At 62.4% G+C, this 15,910-nt stretch carries 12 protein-coding genes; 4 read left to right on the top strand and 8 right to left on the bottom strand.

Going from position 1 to position 15,910, the window contains the following annotated elements; all coding sequences use genetic code 11:
* Nucleotides 1-72: 72 nt before the first annotated feature.
* A complete protein-coding gene (locus TTER_RS11745) occupies nt 73-1,047 on the top strand; it encodes a ring-cleaving dioxygenase (RefSeq protein WP_012876249.1) in 975 nt (324 codons plus the stop codon).
* 69 nt (nt 1,048-1,116) lie between these two features.
* Here the strand turns inward: TTER_RS11745 and TTER_RS14970 are convergent, their stop codons facing one another.
* From TTER_RS14970 to TTER_RS11720, 5 genes are all read right to left on the bottom strand, one after another.
* Complete coding sequence (locus TTER_RS14970) at nt 1,117-3,108, bottom strand: alpha-amylase family protein (RefSeq protein ID WP_012876248.1); 1,992 nt, start codon at nt 3,106-3,108, stop codon at nt 1,117-1,119.
* 29 nt (nt 3,109-3,137) lie between these two features.
* Nucleotides 3,138-4,037, bottom strand: a complete 900-nt coding sequence (locus tag TTER_RS11735) for a carbohydrate ABC transporter permease (RefSeq protein WP_012876247.1) — start codon at nt 4,035-4,037, stop codon at nt 3,138-3,140.
* Between the two features lie 6 nt (nt 4,038-4,043).
* Complete coding sequence (locus tag TTER_RS11730; RefSeq protein WP_012876246.1) at nt 4,044-4,985, bottom strand: carbohydrate ABC transporter permease; 942 nt, start codon at nt 4,983-4,985, stop codon at nt 4,044-4,046.
* A gap of 23 nt (nt 4,986-5,008) precedes the next feature.
* The gene (locus tag TTER_RS11725) at nt 5,009-6,520 is read right to left on the bottom strand and encodes an ABC transporter substrate-binding protein (protein WP_012876245.1); all 1,512 of its coding nucleotides are present in this window, start codon (nt 6,518-6,520) and stop codon (nt 5,009-5,011) included.
* 69 nt (nt 6,521-6,589) lie between these two features.
* Nucleotides 6,590-7,348: a GntR family transcriptional regulator gene (locus TTER_RS11720; RefSeq protein ID WP_012876244.1), complete on the bottom strand. Its 759-nt coding sequence runs from the start codon at nt 7,346-7,348 to the stop codon at nt 6,590-6,592.
* A gap of 122 nt (nt 7,349-7,470) precedes the next feature.
* Here TTER_RS11720 and TTER_RS11715 point away from each other — a divergent pair, with 122 nt between their 5' ends.
* Both TTER_RS11715 and TTER_RS11710 read left to right on the top strand, forming a co-directional pair.
* Complete coding sequence (locus tag TTER_RS11715) at nt 7,471-9,321, top strand: Gfo/Idh/MocA family oxidoreductase (protein ID WP_012876243.1); 1,851 nt, start codon at nt 7,471-7,473, stop codon at nt 9,319-9,321.
* 143 nt (nt 9,322-9,464) lie between these two features.
* Nucleotides 9,465-10,865: an alpha-L-fucosidase gene (locus TTER_RS11710; RefSeq protein WP_012876242.1), complete on the top strand. Its 1,401-nt coding sequence runs from the start codon at nt 9,465-9,467 to the stop codon at nt 10,863-10,865.
* Between the two features lie 12 nt (nt 10,866-10,877).
* Here TTER_RS11710 and TTER_RS11705 read toward each other — a convergent pair whose 3' ends face one another.
* A complete protein-coding gene (locus tag TTER_RS11705) occupies nt 10,878-11,792 on the bottom strand; it encodes a nucleoside hydrolase (protein ID WP_041425268.1) in 915 nt (304 codons plus the stop codon).
* A gap of 97 nt (nt 11,793-11,889) precedes the next feature.
* Between TTER_RS11705 and TTER_RS11700 the strand changes: the two genes are divergently transcribed.
* On the top strand, nt 11,890-14,556 hold the full coding sequence (locus TTER_RS11700) for a UxaA family hydrolase (RefSeq protein WP_012876240.1): 2,667 nt from the start codon (nt 11,890-11,892) through the stop codon (nt 14,554-14,556).
* A 2-nt stretch (nt 14,557-14,558) separates the two neighbouring features.
* Here the strand turns inward: TTER_RS11700 and TTER_RS11695 are convergent, their stop codons facing one another.
* Both TTER_RS11695 and TTER_RS11690 read right to left on the bottom strand, forming a co-directional pair.
* Nucleotides 14,559-15,362 carry an SDR family NAD(P)-dependent oxidoreductase gene (locus tag TTER_RS11695; RefSeq protein WP_012876239.1) on the bottom strand — a complete coding sequence of 268 codons (804 nt, stop codon included), beginning with the start codon at nt 15,360-15,362 and terminating at the stop codon, nt 14,559-14,561.
* Nucleotides 15,363-15,391: 29 nt separating this feature from the next.
* Nucleotides 15,392-15,769, bottom strand: coding sequence for a sensory rhodopsin transducer (locus tag TTER_RS11690; protein WP_012876238.1), 378 nt, complete (start codon nt 15,767-15,769; stop codon nt 15,392-15,394).
* Nucleotides 15,770-15,910: the final 141 nt, after the last annotated feature.

Genomic DNA, 15,910 nt, shown 5'->3' with positions numbered 1-15,910 from the left:
GTGCGGAGGCTTGCAGCGGTGGAAGGAGTCTTGCTGATGAGGATGTGACCAAAGTCGTAAGGGGAGGTAGCTATGGAGCTCGAAGGATTGCACCACGTGACCGCCGTGACCGGCAACGCCTCGATGAACGTCGCGTTCTACACCAAGGTGCTAGGTATGCGGCTGGTCAAGAGGACCGTCAACCAGGACGACGTCTCGGCGTACCACCTGTTCTATGCCGACGCGGAGGGGCGCCCCGGCACGGAGATCACCTTCTTCGACTGGCCACACATCGGCCCCAACGTGCCCGGGACAGGCATGATCACGGCGATCCGCTTGAGGGTGCACGATCGCGAGACGCTGGAGTGGTGGTCGGGTTGGCTGAGGGGCTTCGGCGTCCAGCCGGGCAAGCTGGAGGAGAGGGATGGCGTGTGCGTGCTCCCCTTCCAGGACCCGGAGGGGCAACACCTGGAGCTGGTCGAAGACGGGGGGCTGCCTGGAGGGATCCCCTGGCGCGAGAGCCGGGTGCCTCCGGAGCGGGCGATCAAGGGGCTGCACTCCGTGGCCCTCACGGTCGACAGCCTGCTGCCCACCGAGAGAACCCTGGTGGATATCATGGGGTTCCGGAAGAAGGGCGAGTACACCCTGCAGGAGGCGCCGTCCCGCAAGGTGTACGTGTACGAGACCGGGCCAGGAGGCCCCGGTGCCGAGGTGCATGTGGAGGAGCGACCGGAGATGCCCAGCGGGAGGCTCGGCATCGGTGGGGTGCACCACGTGGCGTTCCGCACGCCCAACGACGAGGAGCATCGCCGATGGCGCAACAGAGTAGCCAGCGAGGGTCTAGGGGTGACCCCGATCATCGACCGCTTCTACTTCAAGTCCATCTACTTCCGGGAGCCGGAGGGGGTGCTGTTTGAGATCGCTACCGATGGCCCCGGCTTTGCAGCGGACGAGGAGCTCGACCACCTGGGCGAAAAGCTATCCCTGCCCCCCTTCCTGGAGCCCTACAGGGAACAGATCGAGGCCGGGCTCCGTCCCATCGACCCCTCTCCCTACTTCAACCAATGATATATGGGGTGCATGCTGCGAGTTCGTCGGGAGCATGCACCCATCCGGTCGCGCCGGCAGAGGTGGCGACTAGTACTCCAACACGATCACCGTGTGGGGGCCTACCCCAGGTAGCTGCACCTGGGTGTAGCCACCTTCCACGGTAAACCCCAGCTCGGCTCCATCTGGGGCCAGGTAGACCCTGCTCGGGGTCCTACCGTCGTTGCGTACACCTAGGCTGATACCCACCACCTGCCCACCGCTATCCACATGCGGTATGGGGTGGGAGGTCCTGCGCGGGGTGTACGTCACGAGGTGCACAATCTTACGCTCCAACCCAGCAAGCTCCTGCTCATGCACCGACACCTCTACCCAGCCAGGGCCTGCGTACCTCACAACAGGATCTGGCAAATGCCTCAGCAAGGCGTTGACAGCCACAGCCCGGTAGGCCCAGTAGTCGTGCCTGTGGTAGGCGCCGAATATCGGCAGCGCGATGTACGACAGCTGGTCAGCCATCACTATGAGGGGGGCGCTCAGGGACTCGCCCACGGGAGCGTGCGCGTGGCTAGTAAAATGTTCCCACGTACGATTGAATAGTGCCCTGCGCAGGTCACCATCATAATATGCCCCTTGTCTAGGGCGAACCACATAGGCCGTATCGTAGAACACGTAATCGTAATCCGTGGCAAGCTCACTGCCACCTACGAGAGCGGTCGGCACCCTGAAGTAGGAGGGGGTGGTGGGACTAGGCTCCAACGACTCCACAGGCAAGAAGGACAACCGCTGAGGGGCTGCCGTTATGCAGTGCCCGCCCTTCTCCAGATACAGCTGCAGCTTAGCCTCCAACTCCCGCCCAACGGAGACATCCTCGGGAAGCAGGATCACCCTGTACGATGTTATGTCCACAGCCTCGTGATCGACCAGATCAAACTGAATGCCGGCCTCAAGCAACATCTGGGCGGCTCCCTCCGTCCCCGGGCTGTAACGCATCGGCGCCTGTGAGTCGGGACCGGCCAGAACGCCCACCTCCGCCGTGGGACGAGCACCGCGGAGCCAAGACTCGAGGGCAGCTATCCTACCAAAGGCATGCCCAAGCAGCCTATACACCGCTGGGTCAAGCCTACCGTTGGGGTGCAGCTGGTCTCCCACGGATATCCTGCCGCCTGCAGACACTATAACACCGCACTCGTAGTCCAGCTGGTTGCGCGTCTTGAGCCCCCCGAAGTCTGCCCAGGCTTTGTGGAACCTGCCCGTCATCCCCACGAACTGGGCCCCCAGCGCCCTGGCATGCCTTGCCGCTATTGGGTAGTGCAGGTAACCCCAGAGCCCTGACGTGGGCAAGCTCTCTATCTCCACATGCGTCTGGTATCCAAGCACCTTAGCTAGGTGCGGGGACACGGTGCCGTTGTAGAAGATGGTGGAATCTGGCGCCTTGGCCCGCACCAGCGAGGATACGCGCTCGAAGAACTCGCACAACCTGTCCCAGGCGTACCTCGAGACCGCCCTCTCATCGGCCAAGTCCACCCCTGCAGCGCGCATCCTGGCTTGCCCCCAAGGTGAATAATTGGGGAGAGGAAAGCATATGTCGAAGAAGAAACCGTCGACCGGATACCTGTCGCAGATCTCCGCTATTTGGGATACCACGTAGTCCCCGTAGCCCGAGGAGACGTCCAGGGTGGTCCACCCCGTCTTGCCTTCCAGCGGCGAATAGTTGGTCAGCGGCGGGCGCATCACCATCCTGCCCTCCCTATCCACCACGACCCACTCAGGGTGCTGCTCGCCGGCCAAGTCATCCCACATGATGCTCACGTAGATGGGAGCCCTGATGCCGGCGCCGTGCAGCGCCCTGAGCTGCTCGCCCATCAGGTCGAAGCTTAAGTTGGGGTGCTGGGTCCCCAGCTGCGTCGGGTAGTAAGAGAAGCCGTGGTGACACTTGCCAAATATCGTGATGGACTCCACCTGGCCCATCTTGAGGGTGCGCACGAACTCTTCAGGGTCGAAGTCCCTGCCCACATCCTCGCACGCGGCGGATGTGTGAAAGTCCAGGTGTATCTGCCTGTAAGGCAAGTCCAGGTTCCCCATGGGTGCATCCTCCACAGACTAAGAATTGGTTAGCGCCCTCCCATGCCGGTGAGCGTGATGCCCTGAATGAAGTACTTCTGGGCCACGAAGAAGATGACCAGTATAGGCAGCAACGTCAGTATGGATACAGCCATGAGCTGGTTGTACTGCGTGAAGTACTGGCCTCGGAAGAGGTTTAGCCCGATCGCCAGCGTGAACTTCTCGGTGGAACGCAGGTAGATCAACGGATCGAGCAGGTTGTTCCAGTTACCGACGAAAGCAAATATGGCAACCGTGGCCAGCGCTGGCTTGGATAACGGCAGGATGATATGCGTGAGTATTCGCAGGTTTGAGGCGCCGTCTATACGAGCCGCGTCATCCAGATCCAACGGTATACCCATGAAAAACTGGCGCAGCAGGAAGATAAAGAAGGGGTAGCCGAACCAGGCTGGCAGGATCAGCGGCCACAGGGTGTTCACGAGGTGCAGTTTGCTGAAGAGAATAAAGGTCGGCACTATCGTCACCTCGCGCGGTATCATGAGGGTCGCCAGCACCATAAGGAAGAGCAATCCCTTGCCACGCGCCCTCAGGCGCGCAAAGCCGTACGCCACGAGGCAGCACGAGATCAGGTTGCCGACCACGTTGGAGCAAGTCACGATCAGGGAGTTCTTGAGGAAAGTGCTGAAAGGCAGCGCCGTCCAGCCCTCGATGTAGTTGCGCCACTGGAAATGGGTGGGCAAGAACTGAGGAGGAAAGGTGAATACTTCCTGCGATGGCTTGAGGGATGTGCTGATCATCCACATGAACGGGAGGACGTAGAAGATCGACCCGAGGATCAGCAGCGCATATATGAGTATGCGATGCAGACGCCTCGTCAACCGCACGCTGCTGAGCGCCGTTCTCCTGGCCATGACCCTCCCAGAAGGAGTTACCTGAGCTTCGGTCCTCATATTAGCTTACCCCCTGATATCGCCCTCGTAGTACACCCATCGCTGGGCGAACTTGAACTGCAGGGCAGTGATGAGAATTATTAGGACAAAGAGCACCCAGGCCAGCGCTGAGGCGTAGCCCATATCGAAGTACTCGAACGCCTGTCGGTAGATGTACAGCCCGTAGACTAGCGAGGCGTCCGCCGGCCCTCCGTTGGTCATCACCAGGATGAGCACGAATGCCTGCAGAGACGCGATGAACCCAGTAACTAGGTTGAAGAAGATCACCGGCGATATCATCGGGACGGTCACGTGCCAGAACTTGGACCACGCACCGGCCCCGTCGATGGCCGCAGCCTCATAGAGATGCTCGGGTATGTTCTGCAATCCCGCCAGGTAGATCACCATCGTGTTACCGGCACCCCACACGCTCATGATGATCAGGGCGGGAATCACCCATTCCTCGGATTGTAGCCAGCCCGGTCCCTGGATACCGAACAGCCCAAGCACGTAGTTGATCATTCCGAAGTCAGGGTGGAATATATTGACCCACAGTAGCGCTGTGGCGATACCTGCCACAACGGATGGCAGGTAGAAGATGGTGCGGAACAAAGGCATCCCCCACACCTTCTGGTTGAGCAGCAGCGCCAGCAGAAAGCTGACTATCACCCCGAGGATCACGCTCCCCGCGCCGAAGTAGATCGTGTTGACCAGTGCCTTGTAGAAGAGCGGGTCCTGCACGAGGCGCCGGTAGTTCTCGATCCCTATCCAATGCGGGGATGAGAGCAGCGACCAGTCGGTGAAGCTGATGAGTGCCGAGGCCACGATGGGACCAGCTCCAAACAGGAGAAAACCTATCAGCCAAGGAGATATGAACAGGTAGAACTCCAGCTCCTCACGTCTGGCAGACCTACTCATCGTGCCGTTATGCCTACGAAAGGCCAGTCCGCGTCCCAAGGCTATCTGCATCGTCAATCTCCTGTCTATCTGCGCTACTCTCGGTTCCGGGCAAGGATAGGCGATATCTCCCTACATACCTGGAACAGACCCTCCCTCACGCTCAGCTTGCCGTTGATGACCCTATCCCAGACCGCCCCAGCCCTCTGCGTGACCTGCGCGGCGGTGGGCTTATCGAGGATCGCATGGCTGGCGAACTCGTTCAACGACTCCTGGATGATCTTGGCGCTGGGAGGGGCGTACTTGGAGCTGAGATACGCCGGCCAGGCGGAGTTGCGCGCCGGGCTGCCCCTGCCCGTGCTGGCCCACATGAAGATCTGCCCAGCCGTGGATAGATACTCGTTGAGATATATCCAGGCAGCATCGGTATTCTTGCTGTCCTTGGTTATGGCGTAGCCGCTGCCTGCACTGAAAGTAGAGTGCTTCTTCGGCCCCTTCGGCCACTTGGCAACATCCCACTTGAACTTGGCGTTGGCGTTGATCACCGGCGTGGCCCAGGAACCATCAAGCTGCATAGCGATACGACCAAATTGGATCGCTGGCCAGGTAAGAGTTTCCAGATCCGCCGGGCTGGGTGTAGCCCCGTACTTGAGCCTGAGCTCCATCCACCACTCCATTGTGTCGATCGCCACCGGTTGGGTTATGAGGCACTTGTCCTCATTGGGCTCGCTCACGTACTGGGCACCAAACGGGAATAGGTAAGCGGGAGCCATCGTAGCGTCACCAGGCGATGGAGTGTTGGCGAATCCGAACTGCTTCTTCGGCCCCTCACCTTGGGTAAGCTTGATCGCTACCTCTTTCAGATCCTGCAGCGTCCAATCGTCCGAGGGGTAATCTATCTTGGCCTTATCAAATATCTCTTTATTGTAGTAGAGGATGCCCGGGCCCTCATCATAGGGCACGCAGTAGAGTTTCCCGTCCTTCCTGTAGGAGACGAGCGAAGGCTTGGTGAAATCATCTATGTTGAAATCGTCCTGCTGAGCTATGAAGTCATCCAGTGGGATGATAGCTCCCTGCTGGATGAGCTGCTGTGCCCAGGAGAAGTGGACGTACATCACATCCGGCATCGTGCCACCCGCGGCCTGAGCCACGTACTTCTGGAGGAAGTCTCCCCAAGGAGTGTTCTCGGCCTTGACTACTATGTTCGGATGGCGCTGCATGAAGAGCTTATCAAACTCCACCTGCCTCGTCCAGAACACTGCATCCCAAGCGTGAGCCACGCTGATCTCGACCTTGGATTTAGGTTCGGGCACAGCGGTCTTGGGCCACTTCAACCCCAGCGCCTCTGCCGACGGCCATTCCACCTTCACCTGAGGTGTAGGCTGTGCTGCTGAGGGGGCCCTGGTCGGTGTGCTGCCAGCAACGGGCGTGCCAGCTGCCGCCATGCCCTCCTCAGTCTGTGGCCTGCGTTGGGCACCACAGGCTGCAAGGAAGGCCGACGCGCCCATGGCACTCACCACCTTGAGGAAATCCCTCCTGGAATATCCTCTTGCCATCATCTCTTTCTCGAGCTCTCTTAGGAACTCCTTACCTGCTTCTTCAGCCATCACTGTCCTCCTGCTTTGCTGCACCTAGTTGTGAAAGGAGAAGCTACCACCATGGACAAGCCGATGAGCTCATACCTCACCCCCTTCCCCAAAGAGGTCCACCAGGATGCCTTCCATAGAGTTCCTGATGTGTTGGGCCAGCTGCTCCTCCGCCCGCCCGAAATCCCCATCAAGCAGGCAGAGGAGTATCCGCTCGTGATCCTCCAGCGCTCTGAGGATCCTCCCGGGATAGAAGCTATCTCGGAACTGGAACAGCCCGTGCTGGCTGCGTATGGTGGCCAATATCTGGATCAGCCGTGAGTTGCCCGATGCCCGGATGATCATGTTATGCATCCGCAGATCGTTCTGCAGGAACAGGTATATTGGGTTTTGGTCCATGTGGGCGCGCACGTGCTCCAGCTGAGCCAGCTCGAACTGGAGCTGCGGCCTCTCCAACCTATGCGCCCCGAGCCGCAGGGCTAGCACTTCCAGTGCGGCACGGACCTCAAAGATCTCCCTTATATCCCGAGCGGTGAACTCCCTGACCGAGAACCCTCTACGGGGGTCGAACCTAACCAACCCGTCCTGAGCAAGGCGGTGCAACGCCTGGCGGACCGGGGTCCTGCTGAGGCCCAGCTCGGCTGCAAGGTCCACGTCCGAGAGCCTCTCGCCGTGCCGCTTCTCGCCACCTATGAGCTTGATCCATATCATTTGGTAGGCGTGGTCCACGGCCGTGGGGAGGTACACCTTCCCGTTCTGCCCCCACAGCAAGTCAAACATCTCCTCAACGGCCCTACGCCGCTCGGCATCGCCCTCACTCGAAGTGTAGTCCTCTCTGATCGAAGCCATTCGCAGCAGATCCAATATTTGAATTTTGTATTTTGTATTCAATTTATGGTTGAGTCAGAGTATAATCAGATTCAAGTTCGCTGTCAATAGTAAGGTATAAATCTGTTCTAGGAGGTGGTGCCTTGCAGCCCGTCAGATCTCTACTCATTGGTTGTGGCGCACGCGGGCAAGCTCATGCTAGAGCCTTGGTGCAAAGCGATAACTTCGATCTTGTGGCGGTATGCGATGTAGACATCCAAAAGGCACGGAGTACAGCCCAAACATACGGCATACCCAGGTACTACACGTCACTGCACCAAGCTATCGAGCGCGAAGGACCCGAGCACATCTCCTGCATCACGCCACCGACGCTGCGCCTAGGCATCATAAGGGAGATATTGCAGCATGCTCCGCAATCCTTGCTGGTAGAGAAGCCCCTGGCTAATACCCTGCAGGAGGCTCTGGAGATCCAGCAGGCCGCAAGGCAAACAGGTACCTTCATGACCGTGTGTCACGAGACCCTTTGGGCAGATGAGATAGCTGCCGTGGCCAGATGGATACGGGAAGGAAGCTTGGGCACCCTGCACACACTTGTGGGCACTACCAAGGGGGGTATATCCGCCCAAGGCACGCACTTCATACACATGCTCAACTGGATGCTAGGTGCGATACCTCTCGAGATCAGGGCATTCTGCGAGGGCCCCATAAGCCTAGATCCGGAGAGGAACCAGTGGTGCCCAGCCCATTCGGAGCCTGAGGATACCATCATGGAGCTGACCTATCCTGGGAACATCAGAGCTATGCTCCATCTAGGAGCACATGCACCGGATGTACCCGAGCAAGCAGGCACCTTCTGGCTGGAGTACAAGCTCGACGTCCTAGGGTCACGCGGTTGGGCGAGGTTTGTCCACGGCCACAGCGCTCGTGCGCAGTTCCTGGATGGTAGTATCGAGGAGGTACAAGCAAGGGCGTTCGATCAGGATGCCTATATGACGCAAGCCCTGTACGAGGAGTTAGCCAAGGTGATTCGCGGTGAGCAACAGCGGCATGCAGCTGACATCGCAAGCGCCATCGATGCCCATAGGGTGATAGACGCGGCGATGAGATCGATGCTAACCGGCCGGAGCGTGAACCCCAGGCGGCTTCCGCCCCAGTTAGGTAGAAGCACCAACACACGTCTCAAGAGTCATCTCCTCTCAAGGCAGCCAGTTGCGGTAGCCACACTTATGTACGGCAAGAGGCGGAGAAGAGAGGTTTTGCCTCTGATTGCAGAGCTTGGAATCGAGGAGGTGGACTTGTGGTCGGTCCCACGCTTTGCCCACCACTTCGATCCCGAGAAGGAGACCGCGCAAGAGGTCAAGGGCGAGCTTGAGGCCCACGGGCTCAAGGCAACGGTAGTATCCGTGTTCGACAGTGAACCGGTGGAAGCCAAGCTCAGGTTCGCAGCAGAGATAGGGGCCCGCTACGTAGTAATGGGGGGAAGAACGCCCAAGAGGCCCAGCACCTGGCAGCAGGAGAAGCTGCAGGCTTGGTTGGATCTAGCTCACGATCTAGGGTTGAAGTTGGCATTCGAGAACCACCTCGACACGCTGGAGACGGTGGATGAGATGGCAGCCCTGCTGGACGCACTACAGCACCCCGCCGCACGTATATGCCTGGCGCCCACCCATCTGTACGTGGCGGGAGAGCTCTGCGAGCAGGCGCTCATCCGGCTGGGTGAGGCGATAGGGGTGGTGTACATGTGGGACATGGAGGTCGGCGCCACTAGAGAGACCGTCGAGGAAATTTGGTGGCACAGAGCGGAGAGCCAGATACCGGGAGGGGGCGGAGCCGTGGACTTCAGGCAGCTCATGGATATGGCCTGCAGGTATTGTCCGGAAGCTGCCTGGGTGCTGGTGTACCACGGTACCGAGGATTGGGACGACGCTCGCATCCAGCAGTCGATCGCCCGATCACTCCGCTACCTGGAGAGTCAGCGCCCGTGCAACACCTGAGGGTATCCCGCCGGCGATTCTTGACGGCTGGGGCACAGCTACTAGCCGCAGCCGTCATAGCCTGCAGCAAAGCTCCCAGGAGGGGCCACGAGGGAGAGGATGCAAGTGAGTCTGAAAAAGCGAACATCGTTAGGAGGAGACAGGTGACAAAGGTCAACAGGTACGAGGCGAGCTGGGAATCGTTGGCGCGGTGGGAAGTGCCCAAGTGGTACCTGGATGCCAAGTTCGGCATCTTCATCCACTGGGGGGTCTACAGCGTGCCGGCCTTCGGCAACGAGTGGTACCCCCGCAACATGTACAGGCAGGGCACGCCCGAGTTCGAACATCACGTGGCCACCTACGGCCCGCAGTCCCAGTTTGGGTACAAGGACTTCATCCCGATGTTCGGGGGAGAGCGCTTCGATCCCCACGAGTGGATCGCCCTCTTCTCGGAAGCCGGTGCCCGCTACGTGGTGCCCGTGGCTGAGCACCACGACGGCTTCGCCATGTACGCCACCGAGCGTAGTCGATGGCACGCCGCCAGGCTGGGACCCCGCAGGGACGTCGTGGGGGAGATCGCCCAGGCCGCTCGCGAGCACGGCCTCGTGTTCGGGCTCTCCAGCCACAGGGCGGAGCACTGGTGGTTCTTCCACCCGGGCACCGAGTTCGACTCCGACGTGCGCGACGCGGAGTACGCCGACCTCTACGGCCCAGCTCAACCCGAGGACACCCAGCCCAACGAGGAGTTCCTCGAGGACTGGCTGGCACGCTGCATCGAGCTGGTCGACCGCTATCGCCCCCAGCTCTTCTGGTTCGACTGGTGGATCGAGCAGCCGGCGTTCAAGCCGTACCTGCAGCGGTTCGCCGCCCACTACTACAACCGCGGGGAGGAGTGGGGGCTCGGGGTAGCCATCAACTACAAGCACGACGCCTTCCCAGAGGGCACCGCCGTGCTGGATATCGAGCGCGGGCAGCTGGGAGACCTCAAGCCCTTCTTCTGGCAGACCGATACCTCCATCTCCAACAACTCCTGGGGCTACGTGCAGCACCAGGAGTACAAGACCCCGACGCACATCATCGGGGACCTGGTGGATATCGTCAGCAAGAACGGGGCGCTCCTCCTCAACGTGGGCCCCAGGCCAGACGGCACCATCCCGGAGAGGGAGCAGGAGATCCTGCGCGAGATAGGCAGGTGGCTGCAGGTCAACGGCGAGGCGATCTACGAGACCCGGCCCTGGCGACGCTACGGCGAGGGCCCGACGCAGGTGGTGGAGGGGCAGTTCAGCGACACCAAGCGCAGGCCGTTCACAGCGGAGGATGTCCGCTTCACCACGCGCCCCGGCAGGCTGTACGCCATCCTGCTCGGCTGGCCGGCGGGCGAGACTGTGATAAGCTCCCTGGGCCCCGGAGAGCTGCCGGCGGAGCGGATAGTCAGGGTGGAGCTGTTGGGGCACCCCGGAGAGCTGGAGTGGGCGCAGGACGACGCGGGGCTGCGGGTGCGGATGCCCTCCCACCGGCCCTGCGACCACGCGTACGCCCTGCGGATCACCCTCCGCGAAGGGTAGGATGTGCGCTCCCTAGCTGCTCAAGCGCTCCACGAGGAAGGACTCGAAGGCGGGGGCATCCACCGCCAGCGCCACGTCGGCGTTGATGAGGTCATCCGCTCCCTGCCTGGCCAGCGTTGCGCCCACCGCGTGGCTGCCGGCGAGCTCGACATCGATGTGCAGGGCCTCGAACGCCAGCAGCTCCGGACGTACGATCGATGCCGCCGCGAGGGGGTCGTGCAGGTAGGTGAAGCCATGCTCGGCGAAATGCGGGTAAAGCTCCACCTGGCGGGCGACGAGCTCGTGGAGAGGCGTGCCTCCCTGCCTGATGCGCTCCACCCCGTCGCGACGGACCGCCACGCGCATGGTCACGTCGAGCGGCACCATGCGCACCCGGGCGCCAGAGGTGAACACGATGTGAGCCGCCTCCGGGTCGGAGCGCACATTGTGCTCGGCGTACGGCAGGTCGAAGGCGCCCCTGCCGCGGATCGCGCCGGCCATGACGGTAAGGCCCGCAAGGTTCTCCACCAAACGGGGCTCCCGCAGGCACGCGAGCGCCACGTTGGTGAGCGGGCCGATCGCCAACAGGTGTATCTCCCCGGGGTTGGCCATCACGGTCCGGATTATGAAGTCCGCCGCGTGCTCCTGCGAGGGCGCGAGGGACTCATCCCCGGGCTCGAGCATCCCTCGCCCCTCATGCCCCGCCCAGTACACGGGCCGGATGCCGAGCAGGGGTTTGCGGCAGCCCATGCACACCGGGATATCCTCCCTGCCGGCGAGCCGCAGCATCTTGAGCACCATGCGCGCCCGCAGGGGCACGTCGCCGTACACGCAGGTGACGCCCTCGAGCTGGATCTCCGGCGACCTGAGGATGAGCGCCAGCGCGAGACAGTCGTCCACATCGGTCCCTATATCCGTATCAAGCAGCAATCTAGTCGGGGCCAACATCCACCTCCACAAGTGCTTTCTTGTACCCGCGAGGGTATACAATGAGATGCTATCCTATTTGGTATCGAACACACAACAGCGATTAAAAGGAAAGTCGATGCGCTACGTAGATCTAGATGACATAGCCCGCTTGCCCGCACCCAACGACGAGGCCGCCGTAGCCGTACGGGACCTGCCGCCCGGCACGCAGGTGCGGCATAGGGACGGAGCCTTCACCATCCGCAGCCTCGTCCCTGAAGGGCACAGGTTCGCCGTCCGCACGATACGCACCGGCCAGAGCATCTGCTCCTGGGGGTGGCCCTTCGGGGTGGCCACGAGGGACATCCTGCCGGGCGAGCACTTGTGCTCGCCCAGGGTGTTGGAGGTGATGGAGGAGCACGGCGTGCGGGACGTGGCGCGGCAGGCGAACTTCGAAAACCAGCCGATCGTCCCCTGCCAGCTCGATGCGATCGAGATGATCACCGATGGGCAGGGCGCGCCGGCCAGGCTGTACCGTGCGGACGTCCCGCCGACCTTCATGGGCTACCCCCGTGAGGGTGGGCGGGGCGTGGGCACGCGGAACTACGTGGTGCTGCTGGCGACCAACTCGCGCGTCGCCGGCGTAGTGCAGGCGCTGGAGAGGAGGACCCGCCACCTGGGTGAGGGCGTAGCAGGTCTGGACGGGGTGGTGGCGGTGGCCCATACCGAGGGGGGCGAGGACGTGCCCCCCAATAACCTCGAGCTGCTGCTGCGCACGCTCGCCGGCTTCATCGTGCACCCCAACGTCGGGGCCGTGCTGTGCGTGGACGATGGCCTGGGCCCCGTGGATAACACCCTGCTGCGCCGCTACATGGAGGCCCACGGCTACCCCCTGGCTCACGTCCCACACGTATGGCTGACGGTGGACGCCGACCGCGAGGAGAAGATGCGGCTCGCGGAAGGGGAGGTGAGGAGGATCCTGGAGGGCGGCGCCTGGCGGAGCGAGAGGGTGAGGTCATCCCTGGAGCACCTCCGCCTGGGGCTGCAGTGCGGAGGCTCCGACGCCTTCTCGGGCATCTCGGCCAACCCGCTGGTGGGGCTGGTCGCCCGCGAGCTGGTGGCTTGGGGCGGCAGCGCCAACCTGGCGGAGACCGACGAGCTGATGGGCGCCGAGGCGCACGTCCTCCAGCGCGTGCGCAGCAGGGAGACCGCCGAGCGCTTCCTGGAGGCGATCGATAGGTTCAAGCAGCTCCTCGCCTGGCACGGGCACACCCCCGAGAGCAACCCTTCCGGTGGGAACGTCCTGAGGGGGCTGTACAACATCACGCTGAAGTCGCTGGGGGCGGCGATGAAGAAGCCGGCCGAGCAGCAGCTGGACTACGTCATAGGCTACGCCGAGCGCATGGCTCTGCCGGGCTACTACTTCATGGACAGCCCGGGCAACGACCTGGAGAGCGTGGCCGGACAGGTGGCCGCCGGGTGCAACATGATCGCCTTCACCACGGGCAACGGCTCGGTGACCAACTTCCCGTTCGTGCCCACGATCAAGGTCGTGACCACCACCAGGCGCTACAACCTGCTCTCGGAGGAGATGGACTTCAACGCCGGCAGATACCTCGACGGGGAGGGGATGCGCGAGCTCGCGCTCGAGGCGTTTGCGCTGCTCCTGCGAGCGGCGTCGGGGGAGCGCACCAAGGGCGAGCGCGCCGGGCATTCTCAGGTCTCCATCTGGCGGAACTGGCGCCAGACGCAGGCAGTCGAGCCTGAGCGAGTCATCAAGCGGCTCCCGCACAGGCCGGTGGTCCCCGGGCCAGCGCCCAGCTTCCGGCCGGAGCTGACCGCGCGGCTGTACAGGGGGCCGAGGGGGGCCACCATCGAGAGGGTGGGCCTGGTACTGCCCACCAGCCTCTGCGCCAGCCAGGTGGCCAGGCTCGCAGCCGAGCGGCTGCAAGCGCAGCCCTCGGGGCGGGAGGCCATATCGCGCTTCGTGTCGCTCCCCCACACCGAGGGTTGCGGGGTATCCTCCGGCCACTCGCAGGAGCTCTACACCCAGCTGATGATCAACCACCTGCTGCATCCGGCGGTGTCGATGGCCCTGCTCCTGGAGCACGGCTGTGAGAAGACGCACAACGGCTACATGAGGCTGCAGCTCGAGCGCCTGGGCATAGACCCCGACGCCTACGGCTGGGCTAGCGTGCAGCTGGACGGCGGTATGCGGCGGGTGCTCGACAAGATAGAGCTCTGGTTTCGCCGACAGCTCGAGGGCTGCCAGCCGGTCGAGAGGGAGGAGGGCAGCCTCGCGGAGCTGTGCATGGGCCTGTGGTCGGATGCCGCGGACGGCCCCCTGCCCTCCGCGCTTGCCTCGCTGGCCTGCACCCTCGCAGCAGCGGGCGCCAGGGTGGTCATCCCCCACACCGCACCCCTTGCTGGGGAGTTCTCGCGAGAACCTTCGTTGGGGTTCGGCGTGAGGGCGGCCCTCCCCGGCATCTACGTCATGGAAGCGCTCTCGCGCGACTGGTCCGAGACGCTCGCAGGCATGGCGGCATGCGGCGCCAGCCTAATCCTGGCGTGCCCTACCAGGAGGAGCGTCGCCGGGCACCCGCTGGTGCCGGTCCTGCAGGCCAGCAACGTTCCCCGGCTGCGGCGGGACGTGGACGCGTGGCTCGAGGGGGACTCTGCCAAGTGGCCGGAGGAGCTGGCGAGGCTGCTCTGCCGAGCGGCCTCGGGAGAGTACACGGCCCTGGTCAACCGGTTAGGAGTGCTCAGCTTCCAGGTAGCGAGGGGACCGCTGGGCGTGTCGGTGTAGTCCTAAGGCCGGCGGGATCTTAGACGAAGGCTGTCCCAGCTGCCGTCGCCGTGCCAGCCTCCATCAACCGGCAGGCAGACTCCATTAATGAAGCCACTGCGCTTGATATCCAGCAGGAAAGCCACCGCCTGCGCCACGTCCTCCGGCCGGGCAAACCTCCCCATGGGCACGCGGCTCTCGATATCTGCGTCTGTATAGCCTGCCGTAAGTTGGTCGCGCTCGTCCATGCCGGTCTTCACCCATCCGGGGCAGACAGCGTTCACCCTCACCCCGCGGCCTCCCCATTCGGCCGCGAGCGTGCGGGTCAGCCCCACCAACCCATGCTTGCTAGCGTTGTAAGCCACCCGCTCCGATATGCCCAGGATGCCGGCGACAGAGGCGATGTTCACTATGCTGCCGTCGCCGCGCCGCAGCATCTCCCTGCCGACCTCACGGCACATCAGGAAGGGCCCCGTGAGGTTCACCGCGAGCACGCGCTCCCAATCTTCCAACGAAGTCTCCTCGGCGCGCCGGATGCAACTGATACCCGCGTTGTTCACTAGCCCATCCACCCTGCCGAAGCCCTCCAAGCAGGCACTCAGCGCCCGCAAGGCCGTGTCCACCAAGGCCACGTCCCCCACCACGGACACCGCCTTGCCTCCTGCGTCCTCCACCTCCTCGGAGGTCTCGTAAGGTTCGTCCAGATCCACCAGCACCAAATCGTAGCCCTCGCTGGCCAGGGTGACGCTGATGCTCCGGCCTATCCCCCTGGCAGCACCCGTCACGATAGCTACCGGCCTGCCGAACTCGGTCCGCTCCAAGCTCATCCTACCCCTCCCACACAGCTGCTACCAGGTTACTCGGATACGGGGAAAGCCATGGTGGTCATGAGGGTGTTCTCCGCCTGCCGGGTGTCCAGGCGCGAGTGCTGCACGACCACCGGTACGTCCGAGCGCACCACCAGCGCGTACTCCTTGCCCACAGGTATGGGCTCGGGCTCTTGCAGATCGTTAAGGCGGAGGTGAATCGTACGCCTTGCGGGCGCCACGATCCGGTAAGGACCAACCGGCTCACGGTCCGAGAAGTAGACTGTGAGCTCGAGGTGCGCGTCCTCATCGCCAGTATTGAGAATGCACACCGCCTCGTGGCTCACCATGTCGGGCTCAGGACCGTGGCTCCAGGAAGGGATGTACCCATCTGGCACGGCCCACACCTTATGACCTATCCCTGGCATAGCTTTCTCCTGTTAAGTACTTAATCCGGCTTCTGTTGTACTACGAAACGCCCCTCAAAGGCAAATTTGACACCGATTATTATCCTCATATATGATGCCCTTTCAGGGAGAACTTACTGAGCAATCACGACCCCGGGAGAA

Origin of the sequence: Thermobaculum terrenum ATCC BAA-798 (genome assembly GCF_000025005.1) — a bacterium.
GTDB lineage: Bacteria > Chloroflexota > Chloroflexia > Thermobaculales > Thermobaculaceae > Thermobaculum > Thermobaculum terrenum.
Note: the sequence above shows the minus strand (reverse complement) of the source record. Positions and strands in the feature narration are given on the sequence as shown.